This is a genomic window from Antarctobacter heliothermus, assembly GCF_002237555.1.
Lineage (GTDB): Bacteria > Pseudomonadota > Alphaproteobacteria > Rhodobacterales > Rhodobacteraceae > Antarctobacter > Antarctobacter heliothermus_B.
This window is the reverse complement of the sequence record NZ_CP022540.1, coordinates 3,268,710-3,290,041: the sequence shown is the minus strand read 5'-3', so window position 1 is coordinate 3,290,041 and position 21,332 is coordinate 3,268,710. Positions and strand designations below refer to the sequence as shown.

The 21,332-nt window shown below is 61.8% G+C and carries 22 protein-coding genes; 11 read left to right on the top strand and 11 right to left on the bottom strand.

Annotated elements, in window-relative coordinates:
• Positions 1–13 precede the first annotated feature (13 nt).
• From ANTHELSMS3_RS15830 to ANTHELSMS3_RS15820, 3 genes are read left to right on the top strand one after another with little or no spacing between them, the layout of a single operon-like run.
• Positions 14–1,342 carry a M48 family metalloprotease gene (locus ANTHELSMS3_RS15830; protein WP_094035712.1) on the top strand — a complete coding sequence of 443 codons (1,329 nt, stop codon included), beginning with the start codon at positions 14–16 and terminating at the stop codon, positions 1,340–1,342.
• Between the two features lie 29 nt (positions 1,343–1,371).
• The gene (locus tag ANTHELSMS3_RS15825; protein WP_094035711.1) at positions 1,372–2,151 is read left to right on the top strand and encodes a DsbA family protein; all 780 of its coding nucleotides are present in this window, start codon (positions 1,372–1,374) and stop codon (positions 2,149–2,151) included.
• The gene (locus tag ANTHELSMS3_RS15820; protein ID WP_254694754.1) at positions 2,148–2,657 is read left to right on the top strand and encodes a hypothetical protein; all 510 of its coding nucleotides are present in this window, start codon (positions 2,148–2,150) and stop codon (positions 2,655–2,657) included. Before ANTHELSMS3_RS15825 ends, ANTHELSMS3_RS15820 begins: the two co-directional genes overlap by 4 nt.
• A gap of 3 nt (positions 2,658–2,660) precedes the next feature.
• Here the strand turns inward: ANTHELSMS3_RS15820 and ispG are convergent, their stop codons facing one another.
• The 3 genes from ispG to hemA all read right to left on the bottom strand — a co-directional run bounded on the left by ispG (position 2,661) and on the right by hemA (position 7,116).
• Positions 2,661–3,794 (bottom strand): flavodoxin-dependent (E)-4-hydroxy-3-methylbut-2-enyl-diphosphate synthase, encoded by a 1,134-nt coding sequence (gene ispG, locus ANTHELSMS3_RS15815; protein ID WP_089277655.1) that lies wholly within the window; start codon positions 3,792–3,794, stop codon positions 2,661–2,663.
• Between the two features lie 90 nt (positions 3,795–3,884).
• On the bottom strand, positions 3,885–5,768 hold the full coding sequence (locus tag ANTHELSMS3_RS15810) for a helix-turn-helix domain-containing protein (protein WP_094035710.1): 1,884 nt from the start codon (positions 5,766–5,768) through the stop codon (positions 3,885–3,887).
• A 124-nt stretch (positions 5,769–5,892) separates the two neighbouring features.
• The gene (hemA, locus tag ANTHELSMS3_RS15805) at positions 5,893–7,116 is read right to left on the bottom strand and encodes a 5-aminolevulinate synthase (protein WP_094035709.1); all 1,224 of its coding nucleotides are present in this window, start codon (positions 7,114–7,116) and stop codon (positions 5,893–5,895) included.
• 260 nt (positions 7,117–7,376) lie between these two features.
• Between hemA and ANTHELSMS3_RS15800 the strand changes: the two genes are divergently transcribed.
• The 4 genes from ANTHELSMS3_RS15800 to ANTHELSMS3_RS15785 all read left to right on the top strand — a co-directional run bounded on the left by ANTHELSMS3_RS15800 (position 7,377) and on the right by ANTHELSMS3_RS15785 (position 10,696).
• Positions 7,377–7,925: a sigma-70 family RNA polymerase sigma factor gene (locus tag ANTHELSMS3_RS15800; RefSeq protein ID WP_094037172.1), complete on the top strand. Its 549-nt coding sequence runs from the start codon at positions 7,377–7,379 to the stop codon at positions 7,923–7,925.
• Entirely contained in the window at positions 7,922–8,596 is a 675-nt protein-coding gene (locus tag ANTHELSMS3_RS15795; RefSeq protein WP_094035708.1) for an anti-sigma factor, read from the top strand. The genes ANTHELSMS3_RS15800 and ANTHELSMS3_RS15795 overlap by 4 nt, the downstream gene beginning before the upstream one ends.
• A gap of 65 nt (positions 8,597–8,661) precedes the next feature.
• Entirely contained in the window at positions 8,662–10,032 is a 1,371-nt protein-coding gene (locus tag ANTHELSMS3_RS15790; RefSeq protein WP_094035707.1) for a M20/M25/M40 family metallo-hydrolase, read from the top strand.
• A 127-nt stretch (positions 10,033–10,159) separates the two neighbouring features.
• On the top strand, positions 10,160–10,696 hold the full coding sequence (locus ANTHELSMS3_RS15785) for a hypothetical protein (RefSeq protein WP_157733534.1): 537 nt from the start codon (positions 10,160–10,162) through the stop codon (positions 10,694–10,696).
• A gap of 6 nt (positions 10,697–10,702) precedes the next feature.
• On the opposite strand, the gene ANTHELSMS3_RS15780 is transcribed toward ANTHELSMS3_RS15785, so the two are convergent.
• Entirely contained in the window at positions 10,703–11,578 is an 876-nt protein-coding gene (locus ANTHELSMS3_RS15780) for a glycosyltransferase family 2 protein (RefSeq protein ID WP_094035705.1), read from the bottom strand.
• A 116-nt stretch (positions 11,579–11,694) separates the two neighbouring features.
• On the opposite strand from ANTHELSMS3_RS15780, the gene ANTHELSMS3_RS15775 reads away from it, so the two are divergent.
• Positions 11,695–12,444, top strand: a complete 750-nt coding sequence (locus tag ANTHELSMS3_RS15775) for a hypothetical protein (RefSeq protein ID WP_094035704.1) — start codon at positions 11,695–11,697, stop codon at positions 12,442–12,444.
• Here ANTHELSMS3_RS15775 and ANTHELSMS3_RS15770 read toward each other — a convergent pair.
• The 6 genes from ANTHELSMS3_RS15770 to ANTHELSMS3_RS15745 form a co-directional block, all read right to left on the bottom strand.
• Positions 12,435–13,703, bottom strand: coding sequence for a glycerate kinase type-2 family protein (locus tag ANTHELSMS3_RS15770; protein WP_094035703.1), 1,269 nt, complete (start codon positions 13,701–13,703; stop codon positions 12,435–12,437). The genes ANTHELSMS3_RS15775 and ANTHELSMS3_RS15770 overlap by 10 nt on opposite strands.
• Positions 13,704–13,760: 57 nt before the next feature.
• The gene (locus ANTHELSMS3_RS15765; protein ID WP_094037171.1) at positions 13,761–15,170 is read right to left on the bottom strand and encodes a carnitine 3-dehydrogenase; all 1,410 of its coding nucleotides are present in this window, start codon (positions 15,168–15,170) and stop codon (positions 13,761–13,763) included.
• A 93-nt stretch (positions 15,171–15,263) separates the two neighbouring features.
• A complete protein-coding gene (locus tag ANTHELSMS3_RS15760; protein WP_094035702.1) occupies positions 15,264–16,025 on the bottom strand; it encodes an SDR family oxidoreductase in 762 nt (253 codons plus the stop codon).
• Positions 16,022–16,462 (bottom strand): lipocalin family protein, encoded by a 441-nt coding sequence (locus ANTHELSMS3_RS15755; RefSeq protein ID WP_094035701.1) that lies wholly within the window; start codon positions 16,460–16,462, stop codon positions 16,022–16,024. The genes ANTHELSMS3_RS15760 and ANTHELSMS3_RS15755 overlap by 4 nt, the downstream gene beginning before the upstream one ends.
• Positions 16,459–17,085: an SGNH/GDSL hydrolase family protein gene (locus ANTHELSMS3_RS15750; protein WP_094035700.1), complete on the bottom strand. Its 627-nt coding sequence runs from the start codon at positions 17,083–17,085 to the stop codon at positions 16,459–16,461. Before ANTHELSMS3_RS15750 ends, ANTHELSMS3_RS15755 begins: the two co-directional genes overlap by 4 nt.
• Before the next feature lie 337 nt (positions 17,086–17,422).
• Positions 17,423–18,151: an RlmE family RNA methyltransferase gene (locus ANTHELSMS3_RS15745; protein ID WP_094035699.1), complete on the bottom strand. Its 729-nt coding sequence runs from the start codon at positions 18,149–18,151 to the stop codon at positions 17,423–17,425.
• A gap of 141 nt (positions 18,152–18,292) precedes the next feature.
• On the opposite strand from ANTHELSMS3_RS15745, the gene ANTHELSMS3_RS15740 reads away from it, so the two are divergent.
• Complete coding sequence (locus ANTHELSMS3_RS15740; protein ID WP_094035698.1) at positions 18,293–18,640, top strand: DUF1428 domain-containing protein; 348 nt, start codon at positions 18,293–18,295, stop codon at positions 18,638–18,640.
• Between the two features lie 20 nt (positions 18,641–18,660).
• Here ANTHELSMS3_RS15740 and ANTHELSMS3_RS15735 read toward each other — a convergent pair whose 3' ends face one another.
• Positions 18,661–19,773, bottom strand: coding sequence for a Ppx/GppA phosphatase family protein (locus tag ANTHELSMS3_RS15735; protein ID WP_089277671.1), 1,113 nt, complete (start codon positions 19,771–19,773; stop codon positions 18,661–18,663).
• A 295-nt stretch (positions 19,774–20,068) separates the two neighbouring features.
• Between ANTHELSMS3_RS15735 and ANTHELSMS3_RS15730 the strand changes: the two genes are divergently transcribed.
• Positions 20,069–20,365, top strand: a complete 297-nt coding sequence (locus ANTHELSMS3_RS15730) for a virulence factor (RefSeq protein WP_089277672.1) — start codon at positions 20,069–20,071, stop codon at positions 20,363–20,365.
• Between the two features lie 35 nt (positions 20,366–20,400).
• Positions 20,401–21,330, top strand: coding sequence for a 5,10-methylenetetrahydrofolate reductase (locus ANTHELSMS3_RS15725; protein WP_094037170.1), 930 nt, complete (start codon positions 20,401–20,403; stop codon positions 21,328–21,330).
• The last annotated feature ends 2 nt before the right edge of the window (positions 21,331–21,332 follow it).

Below are 21,332 nucleotides of genomic sequence, written 5' to 3'. Positions count from 1 at the left end.
GAGCCACCCGTCAATGATCCGCACACCGATCCTGCCAAGGATGATCGCACTGGTCACAGCATTCAGCCTGATCGCCGCCGCCCCGGTACAGGCCGCGACGACGCTGCTGCGCGATGCCGATATTGAATACGCGTTGCGCCAGCTAGCCGCGCCGATCCTCAGCGCCGCCGGTCTCAGCCCGCAACAGGTCGATATCATCGTGATCGACGACGGATCGCTGAACGCCTTTGTTACCGACACGCAACATATCTTTCTGCATTCGGGGCTGATCATGAAACTCGACAGTGCCGAGGCATTGCAGGCGGTCATCGCGCATGAGGCGGCGCATATCTCGAACGGGCATATCACCCGCCGAATGGGCAACCTGCGCGCCGCGCGCACCGCCGCCGGGATCGGCATGGCACTTGCCGCCGCTGCTGCCGCAGCGGGCGCCAACAGTCAGGCTGCCGCAGGCGTGGCCCTTGGGGCCCAAGGCTCTGCCATGCGGCTGTTCTTTTCCCACACCCGGGCAGAGGAATCCGCCGCCGACATTTCATCGGTGCGCTTTATGGTCCGCGCCGGGATTGACCCGCGCGGCGCGTTGGAGGTGCAAAAACTGTTTCGTGGCCAAGAGGCACTGTCGGTTGGGCGCCAAGACCCCTACATGCGCACCCACCCGCTGACCCGTGACCGACTGCGCGCCCTCGAAGGGTTGGTGGCCGGCACCAAAAGCACCGAACGGAACGCCACCGCGCAATACTGGTTCAAACGCGCGCAAGGCAAACTGACCGCCTTCAAACGTGCGCCGTCTTGGACCTTGCGGCGGCTCAAGGACAGCGGCAGTCAGGACATCGCCTACATGCGCGAGGCGGTGGCCTATCACCGCCAATCCAACCTCAAGAAATCCCTCGGCGCCATCGACCGCGCGCTGGCGTTGCGTCCGACAGATCCCTATCTGATGGAACTCAAAGGCCAGATCCTGTTGGAATCGCGCCAGTTCGGCGCGGCAGTGCAGGTCTATCAGGCCGCCGCCAACCGCGCCCCGCGGGAACCGCTGATCCTTGGCGGGTTGGGCCGCGCCCTGCTGGCCGCCGGTCAGCCGAAACAGGCATTACGCGCACTGGAGACCGCGCGCGGGCGTGATTTCACCGATGCCCGCCTGCTGCGTGATCTGGCGGTGGCCTATGCCAAGACCGGCCAGAACGGGATGGCGTCGGTGTCCACCGCCGAACGCTATGCCCTGCAAGGCCGCATGAAAGACGCCAAACTGCACGCTGAACGCGCCATTGCCACACTGCCGCGCGGCTCTGCCCCGTGGCAACGGGCGCAAGATGTGCTAGATGCGGCGAAACGAGCCAAGTAACCAAAACCACACTTTTTTCGGGAGTTCCCATGTTCCTTTCCAAACCTGCCCTGCGCGCCTCTGCGGCGGCTCTTTGTTTCTTGGCCGCGCCTGTGGCCATGGCGCAGGACGCCGATCCGTTCGATTTCGCCAACATGACGGCTGAGCAAAAAACGGCTTTTGGTGCAGAAGTGCGCGCCTACCTGCTGGAAAACCCTCAGGTCATCATGGAGGCCGTCGCCGTTCTGGAAGAGCGCGAAAAAGCCGCACAAGTTGCGCAGGACGACACGCTGGTCGCGGACAATATGGCGCGCCTGATGGATGACGGGTTCTCCTGGGTCGGCGGCAATCCCGACGGCGATGTGACCGTGATCGAGTTCTCCGATTACCGCTGTGGTTTCTGCCGGCGCGCGCACCCTGAGGTGCTGGAACTGATCGAATCCGATGGCAATATCCGTTACATCGTCAAGGAGTTCCCCATTCTGGGTGAGGCATCTCTGGTGTCGTCGCGCTTTGCCATTGCCACACAGATCGTCGCGGGCAACGAGGCCTATAAATCGGTTCATGACGCGCTGATCACCCTCGAAGGTAACCCCGGCGATGGCCCACTGCGCCGCATTGCCGAAACTCTGGGTCTGGATGCCGAAGCCATCATGGCCGAGATGGACAGCGACGAAGTCACCCGCCGGATCACCGAGACCCGGGAACTGGCGCTGGCGATGAACATCAACGGCACCCCCAGTTTTGTCTTTGGCGACCAGATGGTGCGCGGCTACGCCCCGCTGCCAACCATGCGCCAGATCGTCGACGAGGTCCGCGACACCCAATGATCCCACACCATGCGCGGCGGCTGCTCACAGTCGCCGCGTTTTCCTGTCTTGCCGGACCGTTGGGCGCGGACGATGGTCCCTTTCCCTCAAGCGACAGCGGCTTGCAGGCAGAGTTTCTTGGGCGCATTCGGGCGCTGAACGCGCCTTCTGCGCCGATCGATCTGTATAGTGATGAACGGCAGGCCGATCTTGACGGGATTGCGCGTCAAGAAGATCTATTTGACCCGTCAAGCCCAGGGTTTGGGCCGGAGGGGGTTCCGTCCATCGCGCTGTTGATAGGCCCGGACTGCCCCGATTGCGACGTTGCGCTATCGGAGCTGCGTCAGATTTCACAGGATCTGGGGATCAGGGTTGCCGTGTTGGATACGACGGCCACAGACAACGCCGCCACGATGGCGGCGCTGGGTCTGGACATACTGCCATCCTACGTCATGCGCGACAGGTTGATCCGCGGGCACATGCCTGCGTTTGTCCTGCACCGTTATCTGACGGACACGGGCGGCTAGGCGTTACTCTGCAGCCTCGGACGCTGCGGCCTCTTCGGCATCAATGACCGCCGCGCGCTTTTCAACCTCTTCCACGATGTGTTCGACCATCTGGTCATTGGACATCTTGTGGCTGGCCTTGCCCGCCAGATAGACCATACCGCTGCCCGCACCGCCGCCGGTGAACCCGACATCGGTCATCAGCGCCTCACCCGGCCCGTTGACCACGCAGCCGATGATCGACAGGCTCATCGGTGTCTTGATGTGTTCCAATCGCTTTTCCAGCGTCTCGACGGTCTTGATCACGTCGAACCCCTGTCGCGCACAAGACGGACAAGAGATGATATTGACGCCGCGATGGCGCAGGCCCAGAGATTTCAGGATCTCATATCCAACCTTGACCTCTTCGACCGGGTCCGCCGACAGCGACACCCGGATCGTGTCGCCAATCCCCATCCACAAAAGGTTGCCCAACCCGATGGCGGATTTGATTGTGCCGGACATCAGCCCGCCCGCCTCGGTGATGCCGAGGTGGATCGGCGCGTCAGTCTGATCGGCAAGCTGTTGATAGGCGGCCGCGGCCATGAAGACATCAGACGCCTTGCAGCTGATCTTGAATTCGTGAAAGTCGTTGTCTTGCAGGATCTTGATGTGATCCAGCCCGCTCTCGACCATGGCGTCGGGGCACGGCTCAGCGTATTTTTCCAGCAGGTGCTTTTCCAGCGATCCCGCGTTTACACCAATCCGAATGGAACAGTTGTGGTCGCGCGCGGCCTTGATGACCTCGCGCACGCGGTCCTGACTGCCGATGTTGCCGGGATTGATCCGCAGGCAGGCAGCCCCGGCCTCGGCGGCCTCAATCCCGCGTTTGTAGTGGAAATGAATGTCCGCAACGATCGGCACCGGGCTTTCACGCACGATTTCCTTGAGCGCACGGGACGAGTCCTGATCAGGCACAGAAATACGGACGATATCGGCCCCCGCCTCGGCGGCGGCCTGCACCTGTGCAATGGTGCCGGGAATGTCCGTGGTGACCGTGTTGGTCATGGTCTGCACGGTTATCGGGGCATCACCACCGACAGGCACATTGCCGACCATGATCTGACGTGATTTGCGACGATAGATGTTGCGCCACGGGCGGACGTGGTTGAGGCTCATGCGCTCAGTCCTGTGTTAGCTTGCATTCGCGGGGAACATAGTCGTTCGGGCGGGGCCAGACCACCCGCCATCACGTCACATTTCGCGCGATCACTGTCCCTGAAGGTTCAGCTCGGCCACCACCTTGGCAAGTGTCTGGTTCTGCGTCAGGTCAGCCACTTGCAGTTCTTTCTGGATCGTCTCTGCCGACAGGGCAAGATCGCGGCCAAACTGTCCGCTTTGGCCATAGGGGCCGTAGGTCTGGCCATTGACTGCAAAGAACACGCCACCGGCGTTGCCGGAAAAGATTGTCGCGGCCTGTTCGGTCTGCGGCACTTCATAGCTGTCGCCGGGTTTTAGCAACCGCGCCAACAGTTTCTTGCCCGAGGGTGATGTGACCTCGACCCAAGTTTCCGCCACGGCCACCACAGTAATGCCCGGAGTCGGTTCAACCGTAACGCGCGGCAGGGCCAGTTGCGGCGCGGGCGCCGGGTCTGGTGTCGCGACTGGCGCCACAGGAATAGTGTCCGCAACCGGCGCGGCTGGTACGGGAGTGGGTGCAACAGGTGTGGGCAGCGGCGTCGGCGCAGGCGCTGCCGCAAGAACGGCCGCCAGCGCGATGTTGTCCGGGCGCGCCACCGGCGGCACAGAAGGAATGTTACGGGCGAGTTCTGTCAGGATTGGCGTCTGCGCCTCGCGCTGGACCGGCTCGACAGGAACAGGTTCGACGCTTGCAACTTGCGACGGGGCAACCTGCGGCGCGGCCATGTTGAGCTTTGTCAGCACGGCCATCAGGTCGCCGTCTTTGGCCGTATTCGCCACACTGTAGCGGTCCACAACGTCTGCGGCGGCCAGTGAAATCTTGCTGGTCACACGACCCGGCGAGCCGGCGGGGCCAAAGGTCTGCCCGTTGACCGAGAAATAGACTGCCCCGGATTCGCCGACCCGGATGAGCGGGTTCACCGCGCTGCGCGGAACGGCAAAGGTATCCCCCGCATTCAATACGCGCGAGATCAGCACGCCACTTGTCTCGTCCCGCACCTCGACCCAAGCGGGGCGCACGGCAACGACGGTGACACCCTGAGGCGCAGAAAGCGGTGCGGCGGTTGTAACCGTTTCGGGGATAACGCCCTCTGCCACCAGACGCTGCGCAAGCGCGGCGGCCGCCAAGGAACTGTCCTGCACCGCCGGCAAACCGCGACGGCCACCGCCGGCAAAGACGCCAACGCGCTCCGGATCCAGGGTCGAAATCGGCGCATCGCGCGCGACCAAAATCGGTACGTCCAACGCCTGCGGACGATAGAGCCGGTCAAACGCCTCTGTTGTGGGGGGGGTGAACACGCCAGCCTGGCGCTGGTCAACGTCCTCCGAGCGCGCACTGGGGGCAATTGCCGCCTGCAACGGGTCAAGTTCGCTAAGGACAATCGGTGTCTGATCGACCGGCGTCACCTGAACACGCTGCACTTCTTGCAGTACCCGGTAACCGCCGTAACCAATGCCGCCAATAAGAGCGAGCAACACCAGCGAAGAGCCAATAGCACCCGGTTCAATCCGGGACAGCAGGCTGTCGCCCGCCGGAGCAAACGGCATCCGCGGCTCTGCGATGGAATCGCGGCTGCGCGGGCGCGGCTCATCCTTGCGAGGTTTGCGAACAACTGACGCCTCTTGCGACATGCCATGCGCCACGGAAAACCCGCTTTCAGCACAGAAATGCGCAAACGCCTCATCTGGGTCCATGCCCAGATAGCGCGCATAGGATCGGACGTAGCCTGCGATAAAGCCGGGCGTATCAAACGCCGACGGATCACAGTTTTCGATCGCCGAAATATAGCTTGCCTTGATCCTCAGCTCTCGCTGGACATCAAGCAGCGACTTGCCCATAGTCGCTCGTTCGCCCCGCATGACATCGCCCAACTTCAACTTGAAGTCGTCAAAGCTTTGTGGCGATGCCCCATCGCCACTGTCGTCACGGTGCTGGGATTTTCGCCCTATCATAGCGAGACTGCCCCATCCTACCCATCTTTGTGTGCCTGCCCGGTCCAGGCTGCACGATTCGCGCAACCCGGTTATTGCTGCAAGCCTAACACATCTCAAGGCGTTTGACAGGAATACGCGGGGTTTAGCCTGCCATTTCAGCGCGATTCAGCGCACAGTGGCTCCATAATTCATCCATCGCGTGAATAAGACGGTCCATTTCCTTGGGACCGTGCACCGGAGAGGGTGTGAACCGCAGCCGCTCTGTCCCGCGCGGGACAGTGGGGAAGTTGATCGGCTGCACATAGATGCCATAGCCCTCAAGCAACATGTCAGACAATTTCTTGGTATGGACCGGGTCTCCGACGATCACCGGCACAATATGGGTGCCGTGATCAATGATCGGCATCCCCAGCCCCTTGAGACGGGTCTTGAGGATCTTTGCCTGTGTCTGGTGTTGCTCGCGCAGCGACTGGTCACGTTTGAGATGCGCGACAGAGGCGGTTGCGCCTGCGGCCAGTGTCGGGGCGAGAGATGTGGAAAAGATGAAACCCGGCGCATAAGAGCGCACAGCGTCACACATTTTCTCAGAGGCCGCGATATAGCCCCCCATCACGCCATAGGCCTTTGCCAGCGTGCCGTTGATAATGTCGATGCGGTGCATCAGGCGGTCCCGTTCCGCCACCCCTGCCCCGCGCGGCCCGTACATGCCGACGGCGTGGACCTCATCGATATAGGTCAATGCGCCGAATTCATCTGCCAGATCGCACAGTTCCTTGATCGGCCCGAAATCGCCATCCATCGAATAGATCGATTCAAAAGCAATCAGCTTGGGCGCAGCAGGATCATCTGCCTCCAGCTTGGCGCGCAGATCGTCCAGATCGTTGTGCTTGAAAATGCGCTTGGCACCGCCATTGCGACGGATGCCCTCAATCATCGAAGCGTGATTCAGCTCATCGGAATAGATGATCAAACCGGGAAACAGTTTTGGCAACGTGCTCAGCGTCGCATCGTTGGCGATATAGGCAGAGGTGAACAGCAGCGCCGCTTCTTTGCCGTGCAGATCGGCCAGTTCGGCCTCTAGCTGTTTGTGGTAGACCGTCGTGCCCGAGATATTGCGCGTGCCGCCAGAGCCTGCGCCGGTGGCGTCAATCGCCTCATGCATGGCGGCAAGGACGGCCGGATGCTGTCCCATGCCCAGATAATCATTGCCACACCAGACAGTGATCGGTTGCTCACTGCCGTCGGGTTTCCGCCAGGAGGCGTGCGGGAACTGACCCTTTTTGCGTTCAATGTCGATGAAGGTGCGGTAACGGCCTTCCTCGTGCAGACGGTTCAGGGCGTCATCCAGTTTCGCGGTGTAGTCCACCGGGATCCTCCTTCTACTTTCGGCCCCGTTTCGAGCCGGTGCTGCGGGCACAGCTTATTCAAGTTCATGAATGCCTAAAGCCCACGGTCAATTCTGTCTACCGTTTAGGTCCGGACCAAGCGTCGCATCCTTGATCTGAATCAAAGGATACCCGCGAACACGCGCATTGACGAAACGAAATGACGCATATCGGAAACATGATTGTATTGTCTTGGCCTCCGGTGGCACTAGAGTCTCTGTCCTTGCAGACCGGAGCGCGCATGACAACTCGTGGCGACATAGAGACATTGATCGGGCGCATCGCCTTGCGCGACAGGACGGCCTTTGCCGCTCTGTATGACGCGACCAGCGCCAAACTGCTGGCTGTCTGCCACTCGGTGCTCAAGGACCGGCAAGAGGCCGAGGACACCTTGCAAGAGGTTTTCTTGCGGGTCTGGAACAAAGCCGATCGTTATGCCGTGACCGGCCACAGCCCGATGACTTGGCTGATTACCGTGGCGCGCAACATTGCCATCGACCGCCTGCGCGCGCGTCAAAAGTCGCAAACCGGCAAGGTGGGCACAGAAACCGATGTCCTGCCCGATACCCGCCCCGGCCCCGAAGCCGCGACCATCGCCGCCTCAGAAAGCCGCAGAATCGTGGCGTGCCTGCATGAATTGCCCGGCGACCGGGCCATTGCGGTGCGCGGTGCCTATCTCGAAGGCAAAAGCTATTCCGATCTTGCCGCCCGGTTCGACGTGCCGTTGAATACCATGCGGACTTGGCTGCGCCGCAGCCTGCAAAGCCTGAGGGAGTGCATGTCCCGATGAGCGCCGACCTGCCTGAGATGCCCGATGACGATGATGACCTGATGGCCGGCGAATATGTATTGCGCCTTCTGTCCCCGGATATTGAACGCGCCATGGACCGCCGCGTCATTGACGACCCGGTCTTTGCCGCCCGCGTGCGCGACTGGGAGGCGCGGCTGGCGCCGATGGCCGATGAGCTGGAGGACATTCCGCCCGCCGCCAAAACCAGACGTGCGTTGCTGGCGACTTTGGGCGGCACACCAGAGTCGCCGACCCGGCGCTGGTGGCTGGGCACCGGGCTGGGTCTGGCGACCGTGGCGGCGCTTGTGGTCCTCTCACCCCTGCCATCGCTGCTGAAGGGGCCAGAGTTCGGGGCACAGATTGCCTCGACGGACGGAACCTTGCGATTTGATGCGACGGTCACAGGCGACGAACTGGTGCTTGCCCGGCTTGAGGGCGGACCGCGCCCCGGCCGTGCGCTGGAATTGTGGCTGATCGCCGATGGCGCGCCTGCGCCTGTGTCGCTGGGCGTGTTGCCAGAGACAGACAGCACCCGGATTGCGCTGTCACCCGACCTTGTCGCGCAATTGACTGGTGCGGCTCTGGCCGTGTCGGATGAGCCGCCCGGCGGCTCTCCCACCGGGGCCCCCACGGGTGAGGTTCTGGCGGCGGCCGCGCTGGTCGCCCTTTGAGCCGATCTGCTGGACAGTGCCCTGCCCTCTGCTAGGGTCCGCGTCAAAATCAGCAGGAGAGTCTCATGTCCCTTGACGCCACCCTTTCCCAGATCGATTCCGACCTGCCCGCAGCTCTGGACCGGTTGATGGCGCTATTGCGCATCCCGTCAATCTCGACCGATCCGGCCTATGCCGACAAGTGCCAGCAGGCCGCCGATTGGCTGGTCGCCGACCTGAAGAGTCTTGGCATTGCGGCCGAGACGCGCGAAACGCCCGGCCACCCGATGGTTGTCGGTCATGTCGAGGGCGACGGCCCCCATGTGCTGTTCTATGGCCACTACGATGTGCAGCCGGTCGACCCGCTGACCCTGTGGGACCGCGATCCATTTGACCCGCAGATCGAGGACACCGCCAAAGGCAAGGTGATCCGCGGCCGCGGCGCGTCCGATGACAAGGGCCAGCTGATGAGCTTTGTCGAAGCGTGCCGGGCGTGGAAATCCGTCCACGGCACCATGCCCTGCCGCATCACCTTTTTCTTCGAAGGCGAAGAGGAAAGCGGATCGCCGTCATTGATCCCCTTTCTTGAGTCCAACAAGGATGAACTGAAGGCCGATCTGGCCCTGATCTGCGACACCGGCCTGTTTGAAAGCCGTGTGCCGTCGATCATCACACAGTTGCGCGGACTGCTGGGTGAGGAAATTACCTTGACCGGCCCCGCCAAGGATCTGCACTCGGGTATGTACGGCGGTGCGGCTGCCAACCCGATCACCCACCTTTGCCGCATTCTTGGCAATCTGCATGACGCCAACGGGCGCATTCAGGTGCCACATTTCTACGACGACGTTCCTGATCTTTCGGATGACATCAAGGAACAGTGGGACGCGTTGAATTTCGACCACGCTACTTTCCTTGGCGATGTCGGTCTGGCCAAGCCCGCCGGGGAACAGAACCGTTCGGCGCTGGAAATGATCTGGTCGCGCCCCACTGCTGAGGTCAACGGCATCATCGGCGGTTACACCGGCGACGGGTTCAAGACGGTTCTGCCCTCCAAGGTCTCGGCCAAGGTCAGCTTTCGCCTTGTCGGCCAGCAGGATCCGCACAAACTGCGAGAGCATTTCCGTGACTGGGTGCGCGCGCAATTGCCCGAGGACGTCAAGGCAGATTTCCACGGTCACGGTGCTTCGCCCGCCAGCCAGATGCAGACGACGCACCCGGCGTTTGAGGCGGCGCGCAGCGTGCTGGTCGCGGAATGGGGATATGACGCCGCCTTTACCGGCTGCGGCGGGTCGATCCCGGTTGCGGGCTATTTCAAGAAGATCCTAGGTATGGATTCGATGTTGGTGGGTTGGGGCAAGGACGACGACCAGATCCACTCACCGAATGAGAAATACGACGTCGAGAGTTTTCATAAGGGCATCCGCAGTTGGGCGCGTATCCTTGACGCGATCCGCTAGTGCCATGCGGGCGGGGTTTTCGCGGGTTTGATGACAAACCCGCATGAATTGAGGGCAAAAACCGACTTTCGGCCACAATTCTCCGAAAATCTCGCCGCAATCGCGCGTTAACCATTGGGGCATGACAATGCCCTATCGCCCCTCCGCCTTTCGCAAGCAAGACCACGGTGATTTCAGCCGCCGGGTCCGGCAGATCGACCCAACAGCACAGTGCGGTGGCCCAAACCACCGCAACAGGACCCAACCCAAGGTCGTGACCGCGGCGCTACTGGGGTTCGGCGCGGCCTATATGACTGCGGCGATCGCCACCAATCGCGCTGTGATCGAAGCGACTCTGCGTCAACAAGGACTAGCCGCAGATACGCAACAGATGATCCTGTCCATCCTGACCGCCGCGTTGGCCGCGACGCTGGTCATGTTGACGATTCAGGTCATTCGGACGGCCCTGACCGCAGGCGTTGGACGTAAGAACGGGCGGGCCTATGTCATGGGCGCGGCACTTGCCTTCGCCATGTTCTACACACCCGACGCGATCTACATCCTGGGCTACGATTTGCTGGATGGGCATTCGCAAGGGTTTCTGGCAAAAGCCGGCGACCTGGTCGGCGACGTATTTCCCGGCCTTGATATCGACCAGATCCGCTTTACATCGTCACGCGGTTAACGCCGCTCAGATCACCCCGACAAAGCGATCAGGCAACAGATATTGCCCGTCATAATCCGGTCGTTTGAAGGCATGAAACCCGGTTTCGCCGCGCGGAGCCCAGCTGCGTTTCATGCGTTTTCGCACCCACGACAGATCAAATCCGTCCTGCATGGGCAACCTCGTGAAGGCGTCAAACACCTCGCGATCTTCGCCGCGTGCCTCGGCAAACCAATGACGCCCGATGGCGGTGTCCTGTATGCCCGTGCCCACCTCTTCCGTCACCTTGTTCCGGGCGTTCATAGTGGCTGTGTAATTGGAAAAATCACAGAATTTCAGGTGGAATAGATACAGTTCGTCCGGGGCAATCAGGTGCTCATACTGGGTGAAATGGCCGCCGCGTGCAATTTTAGCACCGTGGCTGATCACGCAGGGTTTGGAGTAATGCGGCGCAAGGCGGACGTGCCGACGCGGTCCGAGGATTGGGCCACTGATCGGCGTGTCCTCGATGTCGGTACGATGGATCACCTCCAACCCCAAAGGGGTTAGAATGCGTTTCGGGCGCGCCTCTTTGAGGTAGTCCAGCAACGAGCCACCATGTGCTGGATCCACCACCACAAGTTCATCCACGTCACCGACAACCACATGGGTGTAGTAACAGCGCAGACCCTGAACGAGGTTGTTCAGCATTCGCCAGCGTTTCATGTCGAAATTTGGATGAGGATCACCGGGTATCCCAATGATATTACATCCTTCTGCAAGATCAGCCACATCCCCACCACGACCGTGGTTGACGATATAGCAATTCTCGCGCCCCAAGGTTTCACCGTAGTGACGCAGCCATGCCTTCAGAAAGAACGCATCCCCACGCACCATGGTCAGCGCCGCCGCAACCGATTGCATCTGCTCTGGCCTCTTCGTCTGTTGTTTTGTCGCCAGCCTACCCCAGGCCGTGCAACTCGGGAATCGCATTTTGAAAGTCTTGCCGCTACCTTGTTGGAAAACAGGCAGTCAAACCCATGATCGATCCCGAATTTCGCGATATCGGCTGGCAGGTCACCCGGCCCCACGGCCCGCCAACCCGCTTTCAGGTTTTTGGAGAGCGCTCTTCGGGGACCAATTTCATCAAGCGCCTTCTGGGCCGCAACTCTCCGCTCAAGCCGGTCGAGGATTTTGGCTGGAAACACGGGTTTCCCCTGATGACTGCAATCCCCAAGGATCTTGCGGTCGTCTGCACCCTGCGCGACGCCCGCAGTTGGGCCCTGTCCATGCATGCCAAGCCTTGGCACTGCCCACCCGCAATGCAAGCCATGGACTTTGCGGACTTTATCCGGGCTCCGTGGCGCACTGTGGCGGACCGCAAACGGTATTTTCCGCAGGTCGCCGAACACGGCGGATTGGGCCAGCCCCTACAGCATGACCGCCATCCGATCACCGGACAGGCCTTTCCCAACCTCCTTACCCTCCGACGCGCGAAATTGCAGGGACTGCTGTCCCATTACCGCCGGGGGTGTACCGTGGTCTTGTGCCGTCTGGAGTCAGTACAGGCCGCACCCGAGGCGTTTCTGGATGCGGTCCACGCAGGGCTGGGCTTGCCGCCCCGTGACGGCGAATTGCGTCCAGTGCACAAGCGGCTTGGTTCCAAGTTTCAGCCAGCGGTAGAGACGCGGCCCGACACGCCCAAGGCGTTGTCAGACCCCGACCTGGCGTTCTTGCGGCAAACTCTGGATCTGGCGACAGAAGCTCGCCTAGGCTATGACTACGTCTGAGGATTAATCAATATCGCCCTGAAATCATTCACGTTTGTCCCCGTCGGACCGGGCGCGTAAATGTCCCCTAGTACCTCAAAGGCGCTATAAGGGTCTTGTCGCTGCACAAATCCCATCGGATCCTGCCCAAGGCCGCGCAACCGGTCGAAACTGCCGCCGTCGACAAAAGCACCCGCGTTATCTTCGGTGCCGTCAATCCCATCGGTGTCGGCGGCCAAGGCGGTGACCCCGCAAACGCCCTCTAGCCCCTCGGCCAATCCCATCAGGAACGCCGTGTTGCGCCCGCCACGCCCGGGTTTCGCCCCCAGAGTGACCGTTGTCTCCCCCCCGGAAAGGATCACCACGGGGGCGGTGAAGGGGCGGCCGCGCAGGGCGACTTCGCTTGCCAGCGCCGCGTGGACACGTCCCACGTCATAGGCTTCGCCTTCAATGGCGTCCGACAGGATCGCCGCATTTATCCCCTGCGCCTCAACACGGGCCGCCGCCGCCTCCAACGACAGACGGGCCGAGGCGATAACTCGGACTTCATTGCGGGAAAAAACTGGGTCCGCAGGGGTGGGCGCGGCGCACTCGTCACGTGAAATATGCGCCATAATCCCTTCAGGTATCTTGATATTTCTCGCCTCAATCATCGCCAGTGCATCACTGCGGGTTACACTGTCAGGGACCGTCGGGCCCGACGCCACCTGCGCCGGATCGTCCCCCGGCACATCCGATACGACCAGCGAAACCACCCGCGCAGGAAAAGCCGCCGCTGCCAAGCGCCCGCCTTTTATCGTGCTCACATGTTTGCGAATGGCGTTCATCACCCCGATAGGCGCACCAGAGGCCAACAGCGCACGGTTCAACGCCTGTTCGTCTTCAAGCGTCATTCCCTCTGGCGGGGCAGGCAGCAGGGCCGACCCACCGCCACAGACCAGCGCGACGACCAGATCATCCTCTGTCAGGCCGGAAACCGCCTGCATCACAGCCGCACTGGCCCGCATCCCGGAGGCGTCCGGCACAGGATGGGACGCCTCTAGCACCGGCAGATGCCGACAAGGCGCAGCATACCCATACCGCGTCACGACCACCCCCTCGACCGGTGCGTCCCAGAGCGTCTCAAAAGCCGCCGCCAGTTGCGCCGCCCCTTTGCCAAGAGCCACGACAATGGTCCGCCCTTTCGGCTTGTCTGGCAGAACACCTTCAAGCGCCTTCAGCGGATCAGCCGCCGCAACAGCTGTTTCAAATAATTCTGTCAGAAAGCGCCGATCGTCCATCGTTTCCCCTGTCTCTAATTCGTCTGATAACGCCGAGACAGATGAGAGGGAATTCTCTCACGCCTCGGCGTGCATCCGCGCCAAATGTTCAACCCGGTCACGGACGTGATTCAGTGGCGGGCAACTCCGCCGGGTGTCCAATGAAACATGTAGCAGGAACTGATCACAGGTTGCCAGCAGTTCGCCGTCCTGTGCGCGTTTCATTTCATGCCAAAGGCGCAGTTTTTTGCCCTCACCCAAAAGCACCTTGGTTTCTACAAAAATCGTTTCTCCTGCATGGGTTTCCGATAGATACTTAACGTTGGCTTCAGCGGTGAAATAACTGTGGCCCGCGTCGATATAGGCCCGGTCAGCGCCGACATGAATCATCAGTTCTTCGCTGGCGTCCGAAAAGACCTGCCCATACCGCCCTTCATTCATGTGGCCGTTCACGTCAGTCCAGTCCACCGGTACGACGCGGCGTACCGTAACCAACGGCACAGACCCTTCCAATGGCGCGCGCATCTGCGCGTCATGATCCGCAATCAACTTGCCTGCACCTGCTTCTTGTCCCTTCAATGCACGCAGGATCGCCACAAGGTTGTCATCCCGCAGCCGTTCCAGCGCACGGATCGACAAGTGGCCGGATTGTGCGTCGGATTGCCCAGCGATCAGGTCAACCAGCTCATCTGTGAACTCGGGGACATCCATCAGCTTGGTCCATGGCCATTCAAGCGCCGGCCCGAACTGCGCCATGAAGTGCCGCATCCCCGCCTCACCGCCCGCCACGCGGTACGTCTCAAACAGGCCCATCTGGGCCCAACGCAGGCCAAAGCCATAGCGGATCGCGTTATCGATTTCTTCGGTTGTGGCGATGCCGTCCTTGACCAGCCACAGCGCCTCACGCCAGACCGCCTCTAGGAAACGGTCGGCAATATGGGCGTCGATCTCCGCCCGGACATGCAGAGGGAACATGCCGATCTCTGTCAGGATACTGCGCGCGGTCGTGACAATTTCCGGTGCGCCCTGCGGCCCCGGCACCAGTTCCACCAGTGGCAGCAAGTAGACCGGGTTGAACGGATGCGCGACTATGATCTGACCGGGCCGCGCGGCGCCCTCTTGCAACTCCGAGGGCTTGAACCCGCTGGTAGACGAGGCCAGAACCGCGCTGTCAGAGGCGGTTTTCTGGATCTCGGCGTAGACCTTGTGCTTCAGATCCAGCCGCTCTGGCACGCTTTCCTGGATGTAGTCCGCCCCCTCGACCGCCTCGGCGACGGTGGCGTGAAAACTGATAGACCCCAATGGCGGCATCGACGTTTCATAGAGCATCGGCAACGCCCGCGCCGCCCCCGCCACGACCTCAGAGATCTTGCGTTTTGCCTCGGGGTCCGGGTCGAACACCCGCACCTCCCAGCCCATGAGCGCAAAGCGCGCCGCCCAGCCGCCGCCAATGACGCCGCCACCAATGATCGCTGCCCGTCTAGCCACTTGCCTCTCCTTCATTGCGATGACAGTGCGCCCAAATTGCAGTCTACGCGCCAGCACACCCGGCAGAAAGGGCGGTTGATCATGCAGAACCCGTCACGGCACCAGTGTTTCGGTATGCCCGTCGATCGCGATGATCTGGCCGGAAATCTTGCGCGCCGCGGGTGAGGTCAGCCACAGCATCGTCTCAGTCACCTCCTCGGCCGTGACCCAGCTGCGCAGCGATACGCCTTTGACGTATTGCGCGCGCACAGCGTCCTCTGTCAGACCCGAGGCCGCGCTTTCCATCGCCACAACCCGGTCCATTCGGTCGCCTTCGACGGCACCGGGGCAGATCGCGTTGACGCGCACGCCCGCTGGCCCCAGTTCCATGGCCAGCGTCTTGGTCAGACCCACGATGGCCCATTTCGCGGCCGCATAGGGCGCACGCAACGGATATCCGAACAGACCGGCGGTCGAGCTGGTCAGCACAATCACACCGCTGTTCTGTGCCCGCATCAGGCGCGCCGCCCAGCGGCAGGTCAGAAAGGCTCCGGTTAGGTTCACGTCGATACAGTCGCGCCAAGCGTCCAGATCCAGCGTTTCAATCCGGCCTGCGGGACCGCCCGTGCCCGCATTGGCGCAAACAACATCGATGCCGCCAAAGACCTGTTCGACATGGTCAAGAAAGCGCGCCATGCCAGTTTCATCCGTGACATCGACAACTTGCGCGATGGCATCCGGGTTGGCCTTGGCAAACTCGGCCACAGCCTGTGCATCGACGTCGCAAACCGCCACGCGGTCACCGCGGTCCAGACAGCCCTCGGCCATGGTGCGTCCCAGTCCGGCGGCCCCAGCGGTGATCAATACACGGGTCATGTCGCCTCCAGCCGGGTCAGATCATAGCCGTACCACTGCAGGATCTCACGCGCGATGCGCAGACGTTCACCGGGGCGGCCTGTCCGGTCCATGATCCAGACCCGCTGCCCGTCCGGATCGCCCATGGCGGCGGTGCGGTTGTCGGCATCGATCCAGTAAATCCAGACCGGGTTGCCCCCCAGTAACAGGCGCCCGCGCCCCTGATCCGACAGCGGCACCGCCTGCCCTGCCAGAACTGCCTGATCCGCGCCAAAGCGCAACCGCGCCCCCGGCGCGATCCCTGCCGCCTGAACAACCCGCCACTCGCCGTCCAGCCGCGCCAGCGTGGCATCGGTCTGCGAGGCGACAGGTGCGGTGGGATTGCGTAAGGGCAGTTTTGTCAGGTCGGGCACTGTAGCGCAGCCCGCCAGCAGCAGTACCGCGATCAGGTGCTTCACGCCGATCGCTCCACCACGACACGGGCCATTGCAGCGCCAAATCGGTGGTGATCTTCCGGTGCCCAATGCACCCCGTCCACGTCGGACACCGCAACGTGATCTCCGGCGGACACAAAACCAAAACCCTGCTTTTGGGCGGCCGCCGCAAGGAACCCGTCCAATCCGCGTTGCCGTGCCTCTGCCCCGGCGTACACCTCGGCCAAGCTGCCGATTTCGCGCACTGGTGCCGGAGCCACCAATAGGATGTCACGCACCACGCCCTCGGCGCGCGCCATCAGCGCCAGCCGTTCGACCGACCGGGCAATTTCCCATGCGCTGACGGAAAACCGGGTCTTGAGGTCATTGGTGCCCAGCATCAGAACCATCAGATCTATCGGTTTATGGCTGTGCAAAACCGCTGGCAAAACTGTCGCCCCGTTGCGCATGCCGCCCTCGACCATATCGTCATGCACGGTCGTGCGCCCCGGCAGGCCCTCATCAATGACGCGGTGGTCCGGTCCCAGTGCGGCCGCCATCACATCGGGCCAGCGAGCCCCCGGCGGGTGGCGCAGGTCGACGCCGGGCGCGGGCAAGGGACATGTCCCGTGGGTATTGCTGTCGCCGTAACACAGGATCACCGTCATCTTTCCCTCCCCGTTTCACGCCTATCCAGACGGCAACGGCGGCGCGGGTCAATCCCTCAAATGACGCCGTTCCCCTTGTTTTTGCGTATCAAACATTGCAAGAAATAGCTCATTGGCCGGGATGTCTGCCCGGTCAAGGCCGCTGCCAAGCGAAAGGCCACGATGCAAGACACTGACCAGACCCCTGCGCTATTGCGCAAGTCGCGGCACGCGCGGCTGTTCGATCTGTACCGTCAGGAGGCTACGCCCTCTGACGATCCGCACAGATCCCGCCCAACCGACGCTGCGCTGACGGAGGCTGAAACCGCCCGCCTGCAAGGCGCGGCCATTGCCTCACTCAGCCGCGAAACCCCGTGGCGACAACGAATTTTTCGCTTGAATCGGCGCGGCTCGCACCCGGTTTGAAGTTTGAGACCTTTTCAAAGCGCCGTTTCAGTTCCGCCTGAAGCGTCCCTTCGGCACCACCCTGCAGCACTTTGGCGACAAAGGTGCCGCCCTCTTCAAGCACATCAAAGGCCAGATAGGCTGCCGCCTCGCACAGCGCGATGATCCGCAGGTGATCGGTTTGCTTGTGCCCCGAAGAGGCCGCCGCCATGTCCGACATGACCACATCGGCCTTGCCGCCCAGCCAGGCCTTGACCTTGTCGTCGGCACCATCCGCCATGAAATCCAGCACATGCAGTTCCGCGCCGGGGATCTGATCCACCACCTGCAGATCGATGCCTAGGACAAAACCCTTTGCCTTGCCCTGTTTCTCACCAAGCGCGTTCACGCGCGGCACAGCCACCTGACACCAGCCCCCCGGCGCACAGCCCAGATCCACAACCCGCGCGCCGGGCACGAGAAAGCGGTACTTGTCGTCAGTCTCAAGGATCTTGAACGCCGCGCGCCCGCGATAGCCCTCTTCCTTGGCGCGCTTGACGTAAGGATCATTCAACTGCCGTTGCAACCAAAGGGTCGAGGACAGCTTGCGCCCGCGCGCTGTCTTGACCTTGACCTTGAGGTCGCGTTGCCCGCGCCCGGACGTATTCTTGCCGGAGGGCGTCTTTGTGGGTTTCTTCGCCATGCCACAACTGCCTTTTCTTGATCCTACCGCCATACGCCAAAGTCGATCCAGCCGGAACCCGGATATGGAGGTGCGACATTGCCGTTGCAAATTGCGCCTGCCCCGCGCACCCTTGGCCACAGATTTATCCAGGAGCGACCAATGCCATATTATGACCTGTTTCTTGCGCCTGTGGAGGACGCCAGACGCGCCGATTATGAGGCGTTTCTGATCCCAATGCACAAGATGTTCATCGACCTTGGCGCGATCGAAACTGTCGATCTCTGGGCCGAGGACGTGCCCGATGGCGAGCTGACCTCGCTCCCGCTGGCGGTCAAGCTGCAAGAGGGCGAAAGCGTGGCGTCAGGCTATGTGATCTGGCCGTCGAAAGAGGCGCGCGATGCGGGCTGGGCCAAGATGATGTCGGACGACAGCCCCTTCGAGATGCCTTTTGATGGTAAACGCATGGTCTTTGGCGGTTTTACCCTGTTGAAGCGCACAACCGCCTGATCACCCGCAAGGGCGGGCCGTCACAGCGGCCCGTCCTCCAGCACTCCATCCGCCGACATCTGCGCATACAGCAATCCCTCGCGTAGCCCCCGGTCGGCCACCGACAACCGATCCGTCGGCCACAGACGCAACAACGCTTGCAAGATCGCCGAACCTGACATGATCAGCGCATGCCTATCTGGCCCGATGCGCGGATCGCGCCGCCGCCCTGCCGGGCCCAGTTCCAGATAGCGATTGACCACCGTGTCGATCTGATCCGATGACATGCGCAGCCCGTCCACTTTGGTCCGGTCATAGCGGCGCAAACCCAGATGGGACGCCGCCACGGTTGTGACCGTGCCGGAGGTGCCGACAATCTGGAACCCTTCGCGCGCCTGTTCGTCCTGATAGGGGGCAAACTCTGCAAGGTTCTCCTCAAAGTACCAGCTCATCAGCGCATAGCGCGCCGCATCGTCATGCACATCGGAAAACTGATCGCGCAGAGTGGCAACCCCCAACGGCACACTGATCCAATCCACCACCTTGGCAGATGGGAACGGGCTGTCGGGGGGATGAAACCCGGCGTGCAGGCGCATGATGGCGCGCGGTCTTTCGCGCGGGGCGACCTTGGACAGGTCAATCCAGACCAGTTCGGTCGACCCGCCGCCGATGTCCACCACAAGCAGTTGTTCGGTCTTGGTCGAGACCAGCGGCGCGCAGGAAATCACCGCCAGACGCGCCTCTTCCTCAGGCTGGATGATTTCCAGCTTCAGGCCCGTTTCACGGCTGACATGATGGATGAAATCACGCGCATTGCGCGCGCGGCGGCATGCCTCTGTCGCCACCAGACGCATCCGTGTCACCTTGTGGCGTTCGATCTTTTGACGGCAGACATGCAAAGCTGAGACGGTTCGCCCCATGGACGACCGGCTCAGACGGCCAGACTTCTCAAGGCCATGTCCAAGCTGGACTGACTTAGAGAAGCTGTCGACCACGTGGAACTGGCTGCCCTTTGGCTGGGCAATCAGCATGCGGCAACTGTTTGTCCCCAAATCCAGCGCGGCATACAGCGCGTTGGGATCGGGTCGTGACGGCGCGGGGCTCTCGACCGGTTTCGGGAAAGCGCCCGCAGCCTTGGGACGCTTGGGCGCCATGGTTTTGCGCCTTTTCCGATATTAAGTTACCCACAACGATACGCGCCGTTCCGGCAACGCGCAAGCATCATGACTCCGGGTCTGACGGGGTGACGCAACGCCGGACCGCAGCCGTCCGTCAGATACGTTAATGTTCCTCATGTCTTTCGTGAGAACTTCTGGTCCTGTGGACGGTTGGAACCCGCGCCCCGAACGCATAAGCTGTCGCGCATGACGCGGGACACGTCGAAAACCGACCCGTCGCCGCGTCGCACCACGCGTAAAGAGTCTCCAAGGCACAGAGGGAATCGAACCCATGGCAGAACTGACCATCGTCTACTGGCGCGATATTCCTGCACAGGTCATTGTGGGCAAAGGCCGTCGCGGCGCGAAGGTCCAGCTGCCCGAACGGTTTGAGCAAGCCATCGACCGCGCCGCAATGAAGACGGGGGCGGCCGAAACCGATGCCTATCTTGCTGAATGGCACAAAGTGGCATCGGGCACAGTTGAGGGCGACATGCAGGAGGCCGCCAATGCCGCTGCCGCCCGTCTGGACGCCGAATTCGACCATGAGCGCATCAAGGCGCTGATCGCCAACGACGGTTGGGCCTGAGACCCGCCGCCGCAATGACCCTGAAGGAGACGCTGATGGCGCTGTTGAATTTCCGTAAACGCGATGCGGCCCCGCGTACCGGGAACCCCGATCTTGAGGCATTCATGGACGGATACTCGATCGAGGTGATGCCCCGCACCGCCGCCAAGGTCGAGGATTTCCGCGCGCTTTTGCCCGAGGGTACACGCGTCTACATCGCCCATATCGAGGGCACCCCGATTGAGGAAATGGTCAGCACCGCCAAGCGCCTTTCGTCGGATGGCTACAAGGTCATGCCGCACTTTCCCGCCCGCATCATCAAGGATGCCGCCACGCTGGAAAACTGGATCGCCATGTATCAGGGCGAGGCTGGCGTTGATCAGGCGCTGCTGCTGGCCGGTGGCGTAACAACCCCGCACGGCGATTTCGACAGTTCCATGCAATTGATGGAAACCGGGTTATTCGACATGGCCGGGTTCAAACGGCTGCACGTTGCTGGCCATCCCGAAGGCAACCGCGACATCGACGCCGATGGCGGCGATGCGATGGTGATGCAAGCGCTGCGCTGGAAGCAGGCATTTTCTGACCGGACCGACGCGCAAATGGCGCTGGCCACCCAGTTCGCCTTTGACGCCGGGCCGATCATCAAATGGGCCGATCGTCTGACAGCCGAGGGCATCCACTTGCCCATCCACATCGGCATCGCCGGTCCCGCCAAGCTGCAAACGCTGATCAAGTTCGCCATCGCCTGCGGTGTCGGCCCCTCGCTCAAGGTCCTGCAGAAACGCGCCATGGACGTGACCAAACTTCTGCTGCCTTATGAGCCGACAGAGGTTCTGGAACAGCTTGCCGCGCACAAGGCCGCCAATCCAGATTTCAACATTGAGCAGGTGCATTTCTTCCCGCTGGGCGGCATCAAGTCCAACGCGGAATGGGCCATCTCCAACGGTGGTGTCGCGGCCCGCCCTGCAGCGGCGCACGGCTAAAG